Raw genomic sequence first — 16,089 nt, forward strand, 5'->3', positions numbered from 1 at the left:
TACGTCGTTATGGACCTGGAGAAGCAGCCCGCGCCGCAGGCGTCCCCGCCCGAGGGATGTCTGACCGTCGCGATTCGCATCCCTGTACGCATCGTCGTGCTCGTGCTGGTCGTGCCCGTGCGGATGGTGTGGGACGCGTTCGTCGTGGTGGGGCGGTTCCTGCGGGACAGTGTGCTGCGGCCGCTGTGGCGGGCGCTGGTCGTCTGGCCCTGCGTGGCGCTGTGGCGGTACCTGGTCGTGCCTGTCGCCAAGGCGGTCGGATGGCTCGGCAAGGTGTTCCTCGTCATCCCGCTGGTGTGGCTGTACCGGTACGTGCTGACACCGGTCGGGCACGGCATCGCGTGGGTCGTGCGCGGGATCGGGGCCGGCTTGGCGTGGGTCTACGCGCGCGTGCTCACTCCGGTCGGGCACGGGATCGTATGGCTCCTCAAGGGCGTCGGAGCCGGACTCGGCTGGATCTGCGCGGTGATCGGGCACGGCATCGCCTGGGTCGTGCGGGGGATCGGGGCCGGGGCGGCATGGGTGTACGCGCGCCTGTTCACTCCGGTCGGGCACGGGATCGTATGGCTCCTCAAGGGCATCGGGGCCGTGCTCGCCCGGATCCTCACGCCCGTCGGACGGGCGATCGTCTGGTGCGCCCGAGGGCTCGCCTGGCTGGCGAGCGCCCTCGTCACCGGCATCGGTGTCGCCCTGTACTGGATCGCCCGGATCCTGCTCGTCCTGCCCGCGATCGCCCTGTGGCGCTGGATCCTCGCGCCGGTGGGACGGGTCCTGGCCGTGGTCGGCCGGGAGGTGTGGGACGCCCTCGGGCATGCCTGGCGGATCGCCGGGCACATCTCCCTCGCCGTCGGCCGGTTCCTCGGGACCCTCTTCCGGTGGATCTTCGTCGAGCCGGTGCGCTGGGTGTACCGCGAGGTGCTGACCCCCGTCGGGCACCTGGTCCGGGACGTGGTGCTGCGGCCCGTCGCCGAGGCCGCGCGCAGTGTGGGCCGGATCACCCGGGCCACGCTCGCCTCCGCGCGTGAGACCGCGCGGGAGGCCCGTGCCGACTTCCGGCGGATGCTCTTCGGCGAACCCCGTCAGAGGGAAGCGGTGGCCCGGCGGGAACCGACCGCCGCCGACACACGTACTCTTGGTAGCAGTACGACCGCACTCACGAAGGACTGAGCGACACTGGGCAAGCGACAGCCCGAAGGCCCGCCGCCCGCACCGGCGGTGCAGCGCATCCGACTGCGCTACACCAAGCGCGGCCGCCTCCGGTTCACCAGCCACCGTGACTTCCAGCGCGCCTTCGAGCGTGCGCTGCGCCGCGCCGAGGTGCCCATGGCGTACTCGGCGGGGTTCACGCCGCATCCGAAGGTGTCGTACGCCAATGCCGCACCCACCGGCACGGGCAGTGAGGCGGAGTACCTGGAGATCGCGCTCACCCAGGCGCGCGACCCGGAGAAGCTCCGGCTCCTCCTCGACGAGTCGCTGCCCACCGGGCTCGACATCGTCGACGCGGTCGAGGCCCGGACCTCGGGACTCGCCGACCGGCTCACCGCTTCCGTCTGGGAGCTCAGGCTGGACGGCGTGGACCCGGCCGAGGCCGAGCGCGCGGTCGCCGCGTTCAACACCGCCGAGGCGGTCGAGGTCCAGCGCACCACCAAGAACGGCCTGCGGACCTTCGACGCCCGCCCCGCGGTCGTACAGCTCGAAACGCACAGTGAACCCGCTGATAGGCCGACCGACCAGCCCTGTGCGATACTGCGGCTGGTTGTTCGGCACGTGACGCCTGCCGTTCGACCCGACGACGTCCTGTCCGGTCTCCGCGCCGTGGCCGACCTGGCGCCGCCGGTCCCCGCAGCGGTGACCAGGCTGGCGCAGGGGCTGCTCGATGAAGAGACCGGCACGGTGACCGACCCGCTCGCGCCCGACCGCGAGGCAGTCGAGGCCGTCTCAACGGCCGAACCGACTGCCGCCGCGAAGGCGCCGGCGTAAGGAAGGTCCCGCGAAGGACGGGCGTCGTAGCGCAGCCCTGGTACTCGGGAGCCACCTGGGTCGGGCAGCGCACCGACCACAAGACTTTCGCCAGGCCGTACCCAACAAGGGCGTACGGAACCGGCGAGACAGGACACAGAGAGCTCCCGTGCGGCGCCCGCGCCCCGGACGGCGGCACCGCGCATCGCGCGAGCCGCGGACGTCACCGGCATCTTGCCGGGCCAGGCGCGGCGCCCGGGAGCCTGACGGGAGACAAGCCCGCATGCTCGAACCGACCGAACCCATCGAGGGTTCCGAACCGAACACTCCGAGCGACACCCTGCCGCCGCGTCGTCGGCGCCGTGCCGCGTCCAGGCCGGCGGGACCGCCGGTCGCCGCCGCCCCGGGCGGCGAGGAGGTCGTCGCTCCGGCCATACCGGCCGCGGAGGCCGAGGACCTCGTCACGGACGAGGAGGAGAAGCTCGACGAGAACGTCGAGGTCACCGAGGCCCCCGAGGCCAAGGAGCCGGCCGAGGCCGCCGCGCCCGCCGCCCGCCCGCGTCGGCGGGCCACGCGTCGGGCGTCCGCGCCCGCAGGTGCCCCCGCCGCGGCCGAGGCCTCCGAGACCGTGGTGCCGGTGGCCGCCGCCGAGACGCCCGCCGAGACCGCGGCCGCGGACAGCGCGCCCGCCGTCGAGGCCGAGGACGCGGCTCCGCCCGCCGCGCGTACCCGCCGCCGTGCGACCCGCCGGGTCTCCGCGCCCGCCGCCACCCCCGCGGCCGACGAGTCCGCCGAGACCGAGGCCCCCGTGACCGCAGAGACGCCCGCCGCTGCCGAGACCGCCGACGAGGCGCCTGCCGCCGAGACCGCCGCGCCCGCTCCGCGTACGCGCCGCCGGGCCTCGCGGCGGGCCGCCGCGCCCGCCGGTGCCCCGGAGACCGTGGAGACCGTGGAGGCGGCGCCCGCCGCCGAGGTCGCCGAGACCGCCGAGCCGGTGGCCGCCGAAGCGCCCGCCGAGTCCGCCGACGCCGAGGACGCGGCCCCGCGCCGTACCCGCCGCCGTGCCACGCGCCGCGTCACCGCGCCCGCCGCTGCCGCCGAGGGCGAGGCCGTCGAGACCGCGCCGTCCGAGCCGGCCGCCGAGGCCCCTGCCGCGCAGGAAACCCCCGCCGAGGCACCCGTCGAAGAGGCCGCCCCGCGTCGTGCCCGTCGCCGGTCCGTCCGTCAGGCCGCCACCGGGTTCTCCGAGCCCGCGCGGCGCCGTGCCGGTGCCGGTGCCGACGACGAAGACGGGTCGCCGCGTCGGCCGGCCCGACCCGCGGTCGCCGTGTTCCAGGCGCCCGTCTTCACCGAGCCGCAGTTCCAGACCCCGCAGCGGGCCGCCGCCGAGGCCGCCGCGGAGGCGGAGGCCGGGCAGAGCGAGCCGGCCGAGTCCGTCGAGCCGGTCGAGGAGATCGCCGCCGAGGAGCAGACCGGGTCGCGGCGCCGCCGCCGGCGCCGGGGTGCCGGTGACGAGCCCGAGGCGCGGGAGACCGCCGCCGAGGTCGTCGTCGAGGCCGTCGAGGAAGAGGAGACGGACGAGACCGCCGAGGACTCCGCCGACGGGGACGACGCCGAGGAGACCGGGTCGAGGCGCCGCCGCCGGCGCGGTGGCCGTCGCCGGCGTCGCGGAGAGTCGGCCGAGGCCTCCGGGGACGAGGAGTCGGACGACGACGAACCCGCCGAGGAGACCGGCCGGTCCGCGCAGGACGAGGACGACGAGCACGACGACGAGGACGACGAGGACGCCCGTTCCGACGAGTCCGGCGGTTCCAGCTCCAGCAGCCGTCGCCGGCGTCGCCGCAGGCGTCGGGCCGGTGACTCCTCCGTCGACACCGAGCCCGGTGACGGCGACCCCGAGCGGACCGTCGTCAAGGTGCGCGAACCGCGCCCGAAGGCCGAGCCGTCCGACGAGGTGCAGTCCATCAAGGGCTCCACGCGTCTGGAGGCCAAGAAGCAGCGCCGCCGCGAGGGCCGTGAGCAGGGGCGCCGCCGCGTCCCGATCATCACCGAGGCCGAGTTCCTCGCCCGCCGCGAGGCCGTCGAGCGTGTGATGGTCGTACGGCAGAGCGGTGAGCGCACCCAGATCGGCGTCCTCGAGGACGGGGTGCTCGTCGAGCACTACGTCAACAAGGAGCAGGCCACCTCGTACGTCGGCAATGTCTACCTGGGCAAGGTCCAGAACGTGCTGCCGTCGATGGAGGCCGCCTTCATCGACATCGGCAAGGGCCGCAACGCGGTGCTCTACGCCGGTGAGGTCAACTTCGAGGCGCTCGGCATGGCCAACGGGCCGCGCCGCATCGAGTCCGCCCTCAAGTCCGGCCAGCCCGTGCTCGTCCAGGTCACCAAGGACCCGATCGGGCACAAGGGCGCCAGGCTCACCAGCCAGGTCTCGCTCCCCGGGCGCTACCTCGTGTACGTCCCCGAGGGCTCGATGACCGGCATCAGCCGCAAGCTGCCCGACACCGAGCGCGCGCGTCTGAAGACCATCCTCAAGAAGATCGTCCCCGAGGACGCGGGCGTCATCGTGCGCACCGCCGCCGAGGGCGCCAGTGAGGACGAGCTGCGCCGCGACGTCGAGCGGCTCCAGGCGCAGTGGGAGGACATCCAGAGGAAGGCGAAGAGCGGCAACGCCCCGACCCTGCTCTACGGCGAGCCGGACATGACCGTCCGGGTCGTCCGCGACATCTTCAACGAGGACTTCACCAAGGTCATCGTGAGCGGTGACGAGGGCTGGGAGACGATCCACGGATACGTCTCGCACGTCGCGCCCGACCTCGCCGACCGGCTCCAGAAGTGGACCTCCGAGGTCGACGTCTTCGCCACGTACCGGATCGACGAGCAGCTCGCCAAGGCGCTGGACCGCAAGGTGTGGCTGCCGAGCGGCGGTTCGCTGGTGATCGACCGGACCGAGGCGATGGTCGTCGTCGACGTCAACACCGGCAAGTTCACCGGCCAGGGCGGCAACCTGGAGGAGACGGTCACCAGGAACAACCTGGAGGCGGCCGAGGAGATCGTGCGTCAGCTCAGGCTGCGCGACCTCGGCGGCATCATCGTGATCGACTTCATCGACATGGTCCTGGAGTCCAACCGGGACCTGGTGCTGCGCCGCCTGCTCGAGTGCCTGGGCCGGGACCGGACCAAGCACCAGGTCGCCGAGGTGACCTCGCTGGGCCTGGTCCAGATGACCCGTAAGCGGGTCGGCCAGGGTCTGCTGGAGTCCTTCTCGGAGACCTGCGTCCACTGCAACGGCCGCGGTGTCATCGTGCACATGGAGCAGCCGACCTCCGCCGGTGGCGGCGGCAAGCGCAAGAAGCGCGGGCGTGGCGGCGACGGGCACGAGCACACCCACGAGGCCGCGGTCGCCGTAGAGGCGCCCGAAGAGATCGAGACCGAGGCCGAGCTCGCCGCCGAGGTGGCCGAGCCGATCTCCCTCGCCCCGGCCGAGTTCGAGCCCGACGAGGAGCTCTACAGCAGCGTCGCCGAGGCGGAGGCGGCCGCCACGCGCGGGCGTGGCCGTCGCAGGTCGAGCCGTCGGGCGTCGGCCCCGGCCGGTGCGCCGCGTGGCGCCGGGTCGCGCAGGTCGGGCGGCTTCGAGGAGCCGGCCGTCGAGGAGGGCCCGGTCTCCGAGAGCGTCGAGGTCCCGACCGCCCAAGCCGTGCCCGCCGAGGTCGAGGCCGAGCGTCCCGTGCAGCCGGAGACGGCCGCCGAGGCGCAGGCCGAGCCCATGGCCGCGGAGGACCCGGTGGTCGCCGCCGAGGCGCCGGTCACCGAGGAGGCCGCGCCCAAGGGCCGTACCCGTCGTCGCGCCACCCGCAAGGTGTCCGCGCCCGCCGGGTCGCCCGCGGGGGCGGAGGCCGCCGTGGTGACGGTCACCGAGACCGCGCCGGTGGCCGAGGCCCCTGCCGAGGAGGCCCCGGTGGCCGCGCCGGCCGAGCCCGAGCCGGCCGTCGAGAGCGCCGCCCCGGCCCGTCCGCGCCGCCGTGCGGTCCGCAAGGCCACCGCGCCGACCGCGTCCGAGGAGGCGGCCGTCGTGGTCGTGCCCACGGCGGAGGCGCAGGCCGAACCGGTCGACGCGGAGGAGCCCGCCGAGGAGGCGGCTCCGGCCAAGAAGACGGCCCGCAAGACGGCCAAGAAGGCCACGGCGAAGAAGGCCGCGACCAAGAAGGCCACCACCACGGCCAAGAAGACGGCCGCGAAGAAGACGGTCGCCAAGAAGACGACCGCGAAGAAGGCGGCGTCGAAGAAGACGGTGGCGGCCGAGCAGCAGTCGCCGGGCTCCGTCTCCACCCAGGCGGACGAGGCCTGACAGACGGTCACCGAGTAAATTCGGCCGAACGATGATCGAAATCCGCTCCCGGTTCGCCGGGGGCGGATTTCGTGATTCTGTGGGTATTGCGTCCGACGGAAAGTTGTCAACCGGTGATCGATCATGTGAATGGCCGGTGAATCCCCGGCCTGTCCCCAGGGTTATGATGTGAGCCGAGATTGACGCTTAATTTAGACAAATAGGGATTTTCGTGAAGGCTCTCGTGCTCTCCGGGGGAGCGGGCACCCGCCTCCGCCCGATCACCCACACGTCCGCCAAGCAGTTGGTGCCGGTCGCCAACAAGCCGGTGCTGTTCTACGGCCTGGAGGCGATCGCCGAGGCCGGGATCAGCGAGGTCGGCATCGTCGTCGGCGACACCGCGGACGAGATCCGTGAGGCGGTCGGTGACGGCTCCCAGTTCGGGATCAAGGTCACCTACATCCCGCAGGAAGCGCCGCTGGGCCTCGCCCACGCCGTCCTCATCGCCCAGGAGTTCCTCGGTGACGAGGACTTCGTCATGTACCTCGGCGACAACTTCATCGTCGGTGGCATCACCGGTCTGGTGGACGAGTTCCGCGCCGAGCGGCCCGACGCGCAGATCCTGCTGACCCGGGTCCCCAACCCCACCTCCTTCGGTGTCGCCGAACTCGACGCCGGCGGCCGGGTGGTGGGCCTGGAGGAGAAGCCGAAGCAGCCCAAGAGCGACCTCGCCCTCGTCGGCGTCTACCTCTTCACCCCGGCCATCCACGAGGCCGTCCGCTCCATCGAGCCCTCCTGGCGCGGCGAGCTGGAGATCACCCACGCGATCCAGTGGCTGATCGACCAGAAGCGTGACGTGCGCTCCACGACCATCTCCGGCTATTGGAAGGACACCGGCAACGTCACCGACATGCTGGAGGTCAACCGGTCGGTCCTGGAGACCGTCGAGCCGGTCAACGAGGGCACGGTCGACGAGAGCAGCGAGATCATCGGCCGGGTCCGCATCGAGGCGGGCGCCAGCGTCAGTGGCAGCCGGATCGTCGGCCCTGCCATCATCGGTGCCGGCACGGTGGTCAACGACGCCTACATCGGTCCGTTCACGTCCGTCTCCGAGGACTGCCGGATCGAGGACAGCGAAATCGAGTACTCCATCGTGCTGCGCGGCTCGTCCGTGACCGGCGTGCGCCGCGTGGAGGCCTCGCTCATCGGACGTGACGTAGAGGTCACGCCCGCGCCCCGTAACCCCAAGGCACACCGGCTCGTGCTCGGTGATCACAGCAAGGTGCAGATCTCTTCATGACCACTCGGATTCTGGTGACCGGCGGTGCCGGCTTCATCGGCTCGCACTACGTCCGTACCGTGCTCGGCCCCGAGGGCCCCGGTGACGTCTCGGTCACCGTCCTGGACAAGCTGACCTACGCGGGCAACCCGGCCAACCTCGACGAGGTGCGCGAGCACCCCGGATTCGCCTTCGTGCAGGGCGACATCTGCGACCCCGAGCTGGTCGGCAAGCTGATGGCCGAGCACGACCAGGTGGTGCACTTCGCCGCCGAGTCGCACGTGGACCGCTCCATCGACGGCGGCGCCGAGTTCGTGCGCACCAACGTGGTCGGCACCCACACCCTGATCGACGCGGCCCACCGCGCGGGCATCAAGACCTTCGTGCACATCTCCACCGACGAGGTCTACGGCTCGATCGACGAGGGTTCCTGGCCCGAGACGCACCCGCTGGAGCCCAACTCGCCGTACTCCTCGGCCAAGGCGTCCAGCGACCTGATCGCGCTGTCGTACCACCGCACCCACGGCCTGGACGTGCGCGTGACCCGCTGCTCCAACAACTACGGGCACCACCACTTCCCCGAGAAGGTCATCCCGCTCTTCGTGACCAACCTCCTCGACGGCAAGAAGGTCCCGCTGTACGGCGACGGCGGCAACGTCCGCGACTGGCTGCACATCGACGACCACGTCCAGGGCATCGAGCTGGTGCGCACCAAGGGCCGCGCCGGCGAGGTCTACAACATCGGCGGCGGCACCGAGCTCTCCAACAAGGAGCTCACCGGTCTGCTGCTGAAGGCGTGCGGCGCCGACTGGGAGACCAGCGTCGAGTACGTCGAGGACCGCAAGGGCCACGACCGCCGCTACTCCGTCGACTGCACGAAGATCCGCGAGGAGCTCGGCTACGAGCCCCGCAAGAGCTTCGAGCAGGGCCTCGCGGAGACCGTGCAGTGGTACCGCGACAACCGCGCCTGGTGGGAGCCGCTGAAGGAGCGGGCCGCGCTGTGAGCGACAACCGCACCTGGCTGGTCACGGGCGCGGGCGGCATGCTGGGCCAGGACGTCCTGGCCCGGCTCGCCCAGTCGGGGGAGCGGTTCGTCGCCCTCGACCGCAAGGCGCTGGACCTCACCGACGCCGGCGCCGTGAGCGCGGCTCTCGAAGAGCACCGGCCCGCCGTCGTCGTCAACTGCGCCGCCTGGACCGCCGTCGACGACGCCGAGACCCGTGAGGACGAGGCGCTCGCCATCAACGGCGACGGGCCGCGCCACCTCGCCGAGGCCTGCGCCCGCACCGGGGCCGTCCTGCTGCACGTCTCCACGGACTACGTCTTCGCCGGGGACGCCACCACGCCGTACCCCGAGGACGCGCCCACCGCGCCCCGCAGCGCCTACGGCCGCACCAAGCTGGCCGGCGAGAAGGCGGTCCTGGCCACCGAGCGCGGCTACGTCGTCCGCACCGCCTGGCTGTACGGCACCGGCGGCCCCAACTTCGTCAAGACGATGATCAAGCTGGAGGGCGTCAAGGACACCCTCGACGTCGTCGACGACCAGCGCGGTCAGCCCACCTGGAGCGCCGATCTCGCGGGCCTGCTGGTCGAGCTGGGCCTCGGCGCCCTGGCCGGTACCGCCCCGGCCGGCGTCTACCACGGCACCAACTCCGGCGAGACCACCTGGCACGGCTTCACCCAGGAGATCTTCCGGCTGCTGGGCGCCGACCCGGACCGGGTCCGCCCCACCACCAGCGAGGCCTTCGTGCGCCCCGCGCCCCGTCCCGCCTACAGCGTCCTCGGTCACGGCCGGTTCGCCGAGGCCGGCATCGAGCCGCTGCGCGACTGGCGTACGGCCCTCACCGAGGCCTTCCCGGAGATCCACCGGGTCCATCTGAAGGAGAACACGGCGTGACGGTCAAGGTCAGCGTCGTCATCGCGGTCTACAACCCCGGCAAATACGTCGAGGACTGCATCACGGGCCTGCTCCGGCAGAGCCTGACCCCGGACGAGTTCGAGGTCTTCTTCGTCGACGACGGCTCCACCGACGAGACCCCGGCCCGCCTGGACCAGCTCGCCGCCGAGCACCCGCACTTCCACGTCATCCACCAGGAGTCCTCCGGCTGGTCGGGCAAGCCCCGCAACACCGGCATCGAGGCCGCCCAGGGCGAGTACGTCATGTTCGTCGACCACGACGACTGGCTCGGCGACGAGGCCCTCGAGCGGATGTACGACTACGGCAAGGCCAACGAGGCCGACGTGGTCGTGGGCAAGATGGCGGGCATCGGACGCCCGGTCCCGCAGGAGCTGTTCCGGGTCAACCGGCCGCGCGCCACCGTGGAGAACGCGCCGCTGATCGACAGCCTCACCCCGCACAAGATGTTCCGGCGGGAGTTCCTCAACGAGCACAACATGCGCTTCAAGGAGGGCCGCCGCCGACTCGAGGACCACGTCTTCGTCGTCGAGGCCTATCTGCGCGCCAAGAGTGTCGCCGTGCTCGGCGACTACCTGTGCTACTACCACATCACCCGGGACGACGGCTCCAACGCGGGCTTCCAGCGCTTCGACCCGGTCGGCTACTTCGGCAACCTGCGCGAGGCCCTCGACGTCGTCGAGTCGCTGACCGAGCCCGGCGCGCTGCGCGACAAGCTGTTCAGCCGCTGGCTGCGCAACGAGATGGTCGAGCGGCTGCGCGGCCAGCGCCTGCTCAAGCTCCCCGAGGACTACGCCGAGGAGCTGTACACCGAGATCCACAAGGTGGTCACCGAGCGCTTCGGGCCCGGTGTCGTCGCCCGTCTCGGCCTCACCCAGAAGGTCGTCGCCGGCCTGGTCTTCGCCGACCGCTACCAGGACATCCGCACGCTTGCCGAGTGGGAGGCCGGGATCAAGCCCACCGGCGAACTCACCTCGCTGGAGTGGCAGGACGGCACCCTGAAGGTCGGCTTCGACTCCGAGCTCCAGATCGACGGCGAGCCGATGACGTTCCGCCGTGACGGCGAGCGGCGGCTGCTCGGTCTGCCGCTGTCCGACGAGGCGCTGAAGGCCCTCGACGACCAGGGCATCAAGCTGGACGCCCCGCTCGCCAAGAGCGACGTCGACCTCGTGGTCCGGCACCGCGAGGACGCCCGGCAGTTCTACCTTCCCGTCACGAGTGAGCTGCACGAGATCGAGGCCGGGGACGGGGTCTTCCGGCAGCGGATCTCCGCCCGCGCCGAGCTCGACCCCGAGACCGCGGCCTCCGGTGCCCCGCTCGACAAGGGCATCTGGGACCTGCATCTCAGGATCAAGTCCTGCGGCTGGAGCAAGGAGACCCGGCTCGGCGCGGTGCGCGGCGCCGACGTCGAGTCCGGCCGCCTGGCCGCCCTCACCGGCGAGCCCAAGCGCCTCGTCCTGCCGTACTGGACCGACGGTCCCGGCAACCTCTCGCTCGACGTCGACCAGCACACCAACAAGCTGGAGGGCGAGGCGGTCGCGGTCATGCCGCCCGCCGAGGCCGCGGTCGAGGGTGACGCCGTACGGCTGCCCCTGCCGCTGCACATCGCCGCGACCGGTGGAGACTCCGTCCAGCTGCGCTTCGAGCGCAAGAACGTCGGCAAGTACCCGGCCGACGCCGTCCTGGACGGCCGTATCGCCACCGCCACGCTGCCGCTGGAGAAGCTCACCGGCATGCGCTGGGCCGTCCGCGTCGGCGTGCCCTCCGCGGCCCGCGGTGAGCGCAAGTGGACGCGGCTGCCCGTCGACGTCGTGGTGGACGCCTCCGGCGCCGCCGAGGTGATCGACCGGCACACCCCGTCGGCCACGAAGAAGGCCGCGCCCAGCGCACCGAAGAAGAAGGCGGCCGCGCCGCGCCCGCTGTGGCGCCGGGCCGCCGGGCGCATCAAGCGCGCCCTGACCAACCAGAAGAAGGGCTGAGACCTCCGCCATGCGACCCCTTTCGATCTCCGGCGCCTGGGTCTTCGAACCGAAGGTCTTCCCCGACGGCCGGGGCAGCTTCCACGAGTGGTTCAAGGCCCCGGTCTTCGCCGAGGCCGCGGGCCACGAGCTCAGCCTGGCCCAGGCCAACATGTCCGTCTCCAGCCGGGGCACCCTGCGCGGCATCCACTTCGCCGACGTGCCGCCCGGGCAGGCCAAGTACGTCAAGTGCGTGCGCGGTGCGGTCCTCGACGTGATCGTGGACATCCGGGTGGGCTCGCCCACCTTCGGCCAGTGGGAGATCGTCCGCCTGGACGACCAGGACCACCACGCCGTCTACCTCTCCGAGGGGCTCGGCCACGGGTTCATGGCGCTCACCGACGACGCCACCGTGGTCTACCTCTGCTCGGAGGGATACGCGCCCGAGCGTGAGCACGGCATCCACCCGCTCGACCCGGAGATCGGCATCGAGTGGCCGGAGGGGCTCGCCCCGCTGCTGTCTCCCAAGGACGAGCAGGCGCCGACGCTGGCCGAGGCGCGTGAGCAGGGGCTGCTGCCCTCCTACGAGGAGTGCGTGGCGTACCGGGAGAGTCTCGGCAGCTGAGCGGGGCGGGGCCCGGTTTGACCCGTTCGGCTGCGGCCCCGTAACCTAGACCGTCGGCGTGTCCACTGGTGACACGCCACATCCCCGTAAACCTCTTCCTCTCGGGTCGCTGTTCTGGCCGGGAGAGGCCGTTCGCTCTGCCGGGCGGCTGGACTGCGGGGGTGCCGTTCCCGAGCGAGAGAGTGAGATCCGCGTGTACGCCATCGTGCGCAGCGGTGGTCGCCAGCACAAGGTTGCTGTCGGCGACATCGTTGAGGTTGACAAGATTTCCACTGCCAAGGTTGGCGACACGGTCGAGCTCTCGACCCTGCTCGTTGTCGACGGCGACGCTGTGACCAGCGACCCGTGGGTCCTGGCCGGCATCAAGGTCCAGGCCGAGGTCGTGGACCACCACAAGGGCGTCAAGATCGACATCCTTCGCTACAAGAACAAGACCGGCTACCGCCGTCGTCAGGGCCACCGCCAGCAGTACACGGCGATCAAGGTCACTGAGATCCCCGCGGCTGCGAAGTAAGGGACTGAGGAGAGATGGCACACAAGAAGGGCGCATCGTCCACCCGTAACGGTCGTGACTCCAACGCTCAGCGCCTCGGCGTGAAGCGCTTCGGTGGTCAGGTCGTCAACGCGGGCGAGATCCTGGTCCGCCAGCGCGGCACCCATTTCCACCCGGGTGCGGGCGTCGGCCGCGGCGGCGACGACACGCTGTTCGCGCTGAACGCCGGTGCGGTGCAGTTCGGCACCCACCGTGGCCGCAAGGTCGTGAACATCGTTCCGGTCGCCTGATCCCAGGCCCAGACCGAACTTTTCGCGAGGCGGACCTCACTTCCCTGGTGGGAAGGCGGGTCCGCCTTTCGCGTGTTACGCCTGTAGTACCCATGACGTTTTTGGAGGCACCGAACCATGACCACCTTCGTGGACCGCGTCGAACTGCATGTCGCCGCGGGTAACGGAGGTCACGGCTGTGCCTCCGTCCACCGGGAGAAGTTCAAGCCGCTCGGCGGTCCCGACGGCGGGAACGGCGGGCGGGGCGGCGATGTCATCCTGACCGTCGACCAGTCCGTGACCACGCTGCTCGACTACCACCACTCCCCGCACCGCAAGGCCACCAACGGCAAGCCCGGTGAGGGCGGCAACCGCTCCGGCAAGGACGGCCAGGACCTCGTCCTGCCCGTGCCGGACGGCACCGTCGTCCTCGACAAGGCGGGCAACGTCCTCGCCGACCTCGTCGGACACGGCACCTCCTACGTCGCCGCCCAGGGGGGCCGCGGCGGCCTCGGCAACGCGGCGCTGGCCTCCGTCCGCCGCAAGGCCCCCGGCTTCGCGCTGCTCGGCGTGCCCGGCGACCTCCAGGACATCGTGCTGGAGCTCAAGACCGTCGCCGACGTGGCGCTGGTCGGCTACCCGAGCGCGGGCAAGTCCTCGCTGATCTCCGTCCTCTCGGCGGCCAAGCCGAAGATCGCCGACTACCCCTTCACCACCCTCGTCCCGAACCTGGGCGTGGTGACCGCGGGCGAGACCGTCTACACCATCGCCGACGTGCCGGGCCTGATCCCGGGCGCCAGCCAGGGCAAGGGCCTGGGCCTGGAGTTCCTGCGGCACGTGGAGCGGTGCAGTGTCCTCGTGCACGTCCTGGACACCGCCACGCTGGAGTCCGAGCGCGACCCGGTCTCCGACCTCGACATCATCGAGGCGGAGCTCAGGGAGTACGGCGGCCTCGACAACCGCCCCCGCATCGTCGTCCTGAACAAGATCGACGTACCGGACGGCAAGGACCTCGCCGAGATGGTGCGGCCGGATCTGGAGGCGCGCGGTTACCGCGTCTTCGAGGTGTCCGCCGTCGCCCACATGGGGCTGAAGGAGCTCTCCTTCGCCCTCGCCGACCTGGTCGGGCGGGCGCGGGCCGCCAAGCCCAAGGAGGAGGCGACCCGGATCGTCATCCGGCCCAAGGCCGTGGACGACAGCGGCTTCACCGTGGTCCGCGAGGAGGACGGGCTGTTCCGGGTGCGCGGCGAGAAGCCGGAGCGCTGGGTACGGCAGACCGACTTCAGCAACGACGAGGCCGTCGGCTACCTCGCCGACCGCCTCAACCGCCTCGGTGTGGAAGACCAGTTGATGAAGGCGGGCGCCCGCTCGGGCGACGGCGTCGCCATCGGCCCCGAGGACAACGCGGTCGTCTTCGACTGGGAGCCGACCGTCATGGCAGGCGCCGAGATGCTCGGCCGGCGCGGCGAGGACCACCGCTTCGAGGAGCCCCGGCCCGCCGCCCAGCGCCGCCGCGACAGGCAGGCCGAACGGGACGAGGCCGCCCAGGAGTTCGACGACTTCGAGCCCTTCTGAGCGAACGCCGGGCGACGCCCCGGCCTACCGAAGGACAACCAACCGCTCCTCCTGTGAGTCGTACGGGTCGATCCGTACGACCGTCACAGGAGGGATGCGGCATGCGCGTACAACGAAGAGGGTGGCGCACGGGGCTCGCCGTCGTCCTTGCGGTCGGCGGCGCGGTCGCCCTGCCCGCCGTCGCTGAGGCCGCTCCGCACCAGGCGCGCAGCGACTTCAACGGCGACGGTTACGCGGACCTCGCGGTGGCCGCCCCCGACGGGACCGTGGGCGGCCGGGCGAAGGCCGGGTTCGTCGGGGTGCTGTACGGCTCGGCGAGTGGCCTGAAGTCCGGCACGAAGCAGGTGTTCAGCCAGAACACGGCGGGCATCCCGGGCGGCTCCGAGGCGGGCGACCGGTTCGGCAGCGCGCTCACCACCGCCGACCTGGACCGGGACGGGTACACCGACCTGGTCGTGGGAGTGGGCGGCGAGAACAGCGGTTCCGGCCTGGTGCAGGTCGTCTGGGGCGGCCCCCGCGGTCTGTCGGGCGGTGCCACCCTCGCCTCCGGCGCGGCCCGCGACGGGCTCGGAGCCAAGGGCCGGCTCGCGGCGGCCGACGTCGACGGGGACGGCGCGACCGATCTGCTGACCGTGGTGAACCAGCACGACCTGGTGGCGACCGGCGGCCCCTTCACCCGCTCCGGCGCGGCCACCGGTGAGCGCCAGGTGGTGAAGGACAGGTACGACAGCCGCGTCCTCGACCTCGACGTGGGCGACCTCAACGGCGACGGGATCACCGACGTCGTGGCCGCCGAGAACGGCACCGACACCTTCGACTCCCGGCGGATCGCGTACTGGTGGGGCACCAAGGACGGCCTCACGCCCTGGACCCTGGTCTACGACATCGACGGCGCCGCACTCCAGGGCGGCGAGAACCTCGCGGTCGGCGACGTGAACCGGGACGGCTACGCCGACATCGTGGTGGGCCGGACCGTCGAGGGATACGACAGCGACACGGACACCTACCTCGCCAAGGGCGGCCGTGTCACCTGGATACCCGGCACCTCGGGCGCCCCCGACGGGGTGGCCGCGCAGTTCGTCAACCAGGACAGCCCCGGCGTGCCCGGCACCGCCGAGAAGGGCGACGGCTTCGGGACCGACGTCCAGCTCGCCGACGTCGACGGCGACGGGTACCTCGACGTGGTCACCGGCGTCCCCGGCGAGGACCTGGGCCCCGCCACCGCGCCGAACTCCGTCAAGGACGCCGGCGCGGTCGTCGTGCTGAGCGGCCGGGCCGACGGGCTGACCGGGGTGGGCTCCCACCAGGTGGTCACGCAGGACAGCCCCGGGGTGCCGGGGGCCGGCGAGAAGGGCGACGCCTTCGGCGGGGCCGTCCATGTGGGTGACGCGAACGGCGACGGACTGGCCGACGTCGCGGTCGGAGCGCCCGGCGAGAACGCGGGCTCCGGGGCCGTGTGGTCCTTCCGCTCCCGGGCGCAGTACGTCGTCTCGCCCGGTGGCCTGCCGATTCCGGCCACCATCCTGGGGCCGGACGGGACGCTCACCTTCGGCCACACGCTCCTCGGAACCACCGCCGCGAAGGCCCGTCTGGGCTCGGACTTCGCCAACTAGAACCCAAAAGATCGTCAGACGGCAGTGTCCTGAAGGCCGTTGCGCCGGGATCACGTTCATCATGTGATACCCGAGT

12 protein-coding genes are annotated in these 16,089 nt (G+C 71.8%); all 12 read left to right on the plus strand.

Translation table 11 applies throughout. The features are described from left to right. The first annotated feature begins 9 nt into the window (after positions 1–9). Positions 10–1,167, plus strand: a complete 1,158-nt coding sequence (locus ACFYZ8_RS02395; RefSeq protein WP_388536724.1) for a hypothetical protein — start codon at positions 10–12, stop codon at positions 1,165–1,167. 48 nt (positions 1,168–1,215) lie between these two features. Continuing rightward, the gene (locus ACFYZ8_RS02400; RefSeq protein ID WP_359031735.1) at positions 1,216–1,980 is read left to right on the plus strand and encodes a TIGR03936 family radical SAM-associated protein; all 765 of its coding nucleotides are present in this window, start codon (positions 1,216–1,218) and stop codon (positions 1,978–1,980) included. Positions 1,981–2,242: 262 nt separating this feature from the next. Further along, the gene (locus ACFYZ8_RS02405; protein ID WP_388536726.1) at positions 2,243–6,307 is read left to right on the plus strand and encodes an Rne/Rng family ribonuclease; all 4,065 of its coding nucleotides are present in this window, start codon (positions 2,243–2,245) and stop codon (positions 6,305–6,307) included. 211 nt (positions 6,308–6,518) lie between these two features. Beyond that, positions 6,519–7,586 carry a glucose-1-phosphate thymidylyltransferase gene (locus ACFYZ8_RS02410; RefSeq protein ID WP_359031733.1) on the plus strand — a complete coding sequence of 356 codons (1,068 nt, stop codon included), beginning with the start codon at positions 6,519–6,521 and terminating at the stop codon, positions 7,584–7,586. Further along, positions 7,583–8,569 (plus strand): dTDP-glucose 4,6-dehydratase, encoded by a 987-nt coding sequence (gene rfbB / locus ACFYZ8_RS02415; RefSeq protein ID WP_020116357.1) that lies wholly within the window; start codon positions 7,583–7,585, stop codon positions 8,567–8,569. Before ACFYZ8_RS02410 ends, rfbB begins: the two co-directional genes overlap by 4 nt. Further along, positions 8,566–9,462, plus strand: coding sequence for a dTDP-4-dehydrorhamnose reductase (gene rfbD, locus ACFYZ8_RS02420; protein ID WP_388536728.1), 897 nt, complete (start codon positions 8,566–8,568; stop codon positions 9,460–9,462). Before rfbB ends, rfbD begins: the two co-directional genes overlap by 4 nt. Beyond that, a complete protein-coding gene (locus tag ACFYZ8_RS02425) occupies positions 9,459–11,459 on the plus strand; it encodes a glycosyltransferase family 2 protein (RefSeq protein ID WP_388536730.1) in 2,001 nt (666 codons plus the stop codon). Before rfbD ends, ACFYZ8_RS02425 begins: the two co-directional genes overlap by 4 nt. 10 nt (positions 11,460–11,469) lie before the next feature. Beyond that, the gene (gene rfbC, locus ACFYZ8_RS02430; protein WP_359031730.1) at positions 11,470–12,063 is read left to right on the plus strand and encodes a dTDP-4-dehydrorhamnose 3,5-epimerase; all 594 of its coding nucleotides are present in this window, start codon (positions 11,470–11,472) and stop codon (positions 12,061–12,063) included. Positions 12,064–12,256: 193 nt separating this feature from the next. After that, complete coding sequence (rplU, locus tag ACFYZ8_RS02435; RefSeq protein ID WP_007381993.1) at positions 12,257–12,577, plus strand: 50S ribosomal protein L21; 321 nt, start codon at positions 12,257–12,259, stop codon at positions 12,575–12,577. Between the two features lie 14 nt (positions 12,578–12,591). Beyond that, a complete protein-coding gene (gene rpmA / locus ACFYZ8_RS02440; protein ID WP_030961848.1) occupies positions 12,592–12,846 on the plus strand; it encodes a 50S ribosomal protein L27 in 255 nt (84 codons plus the stop codon). 117 nt (positions 12,847–12,963) lie between these two features. Then, positions 12,964–14,400 carry a GTPase ObgE gene (gene obgE, locus ACFYZ8_RS02445; RefSeq protein ID WP_388536733.1) on the plus strand — a complete coding sequence of 479 codons (1,437 nt, stop codon included), beginning with the start codon at positions 12,964–12,966 and terminating at the stop codon, positions 14,398–14,400. 101 nt (positions 14,401–14,501) lie between these two features. Continuing rightward, positions 14,502–16,013: an FG-GAP and VCBS repeat-containing protein gene (locus ACFYZ8_RS02450; protein WP_388536734.1), complete on the plus strand. Its 1,512-nt coding sequence runs from the start codon at positions 14,502–14,504 to the stop codon at positions 16,011–16,013. Positions 16,014–16,089 lie beyond the last annotated feature (76 nt).

The organism is Streptomyces sp. NPDC001668 (assembly GCF_042893155.1).
Classification (GTDB): Bacteria; Actinomycetota; Actinomycetes; order Streptomycetales; family Streptomycetaceae; genus Streptomyces.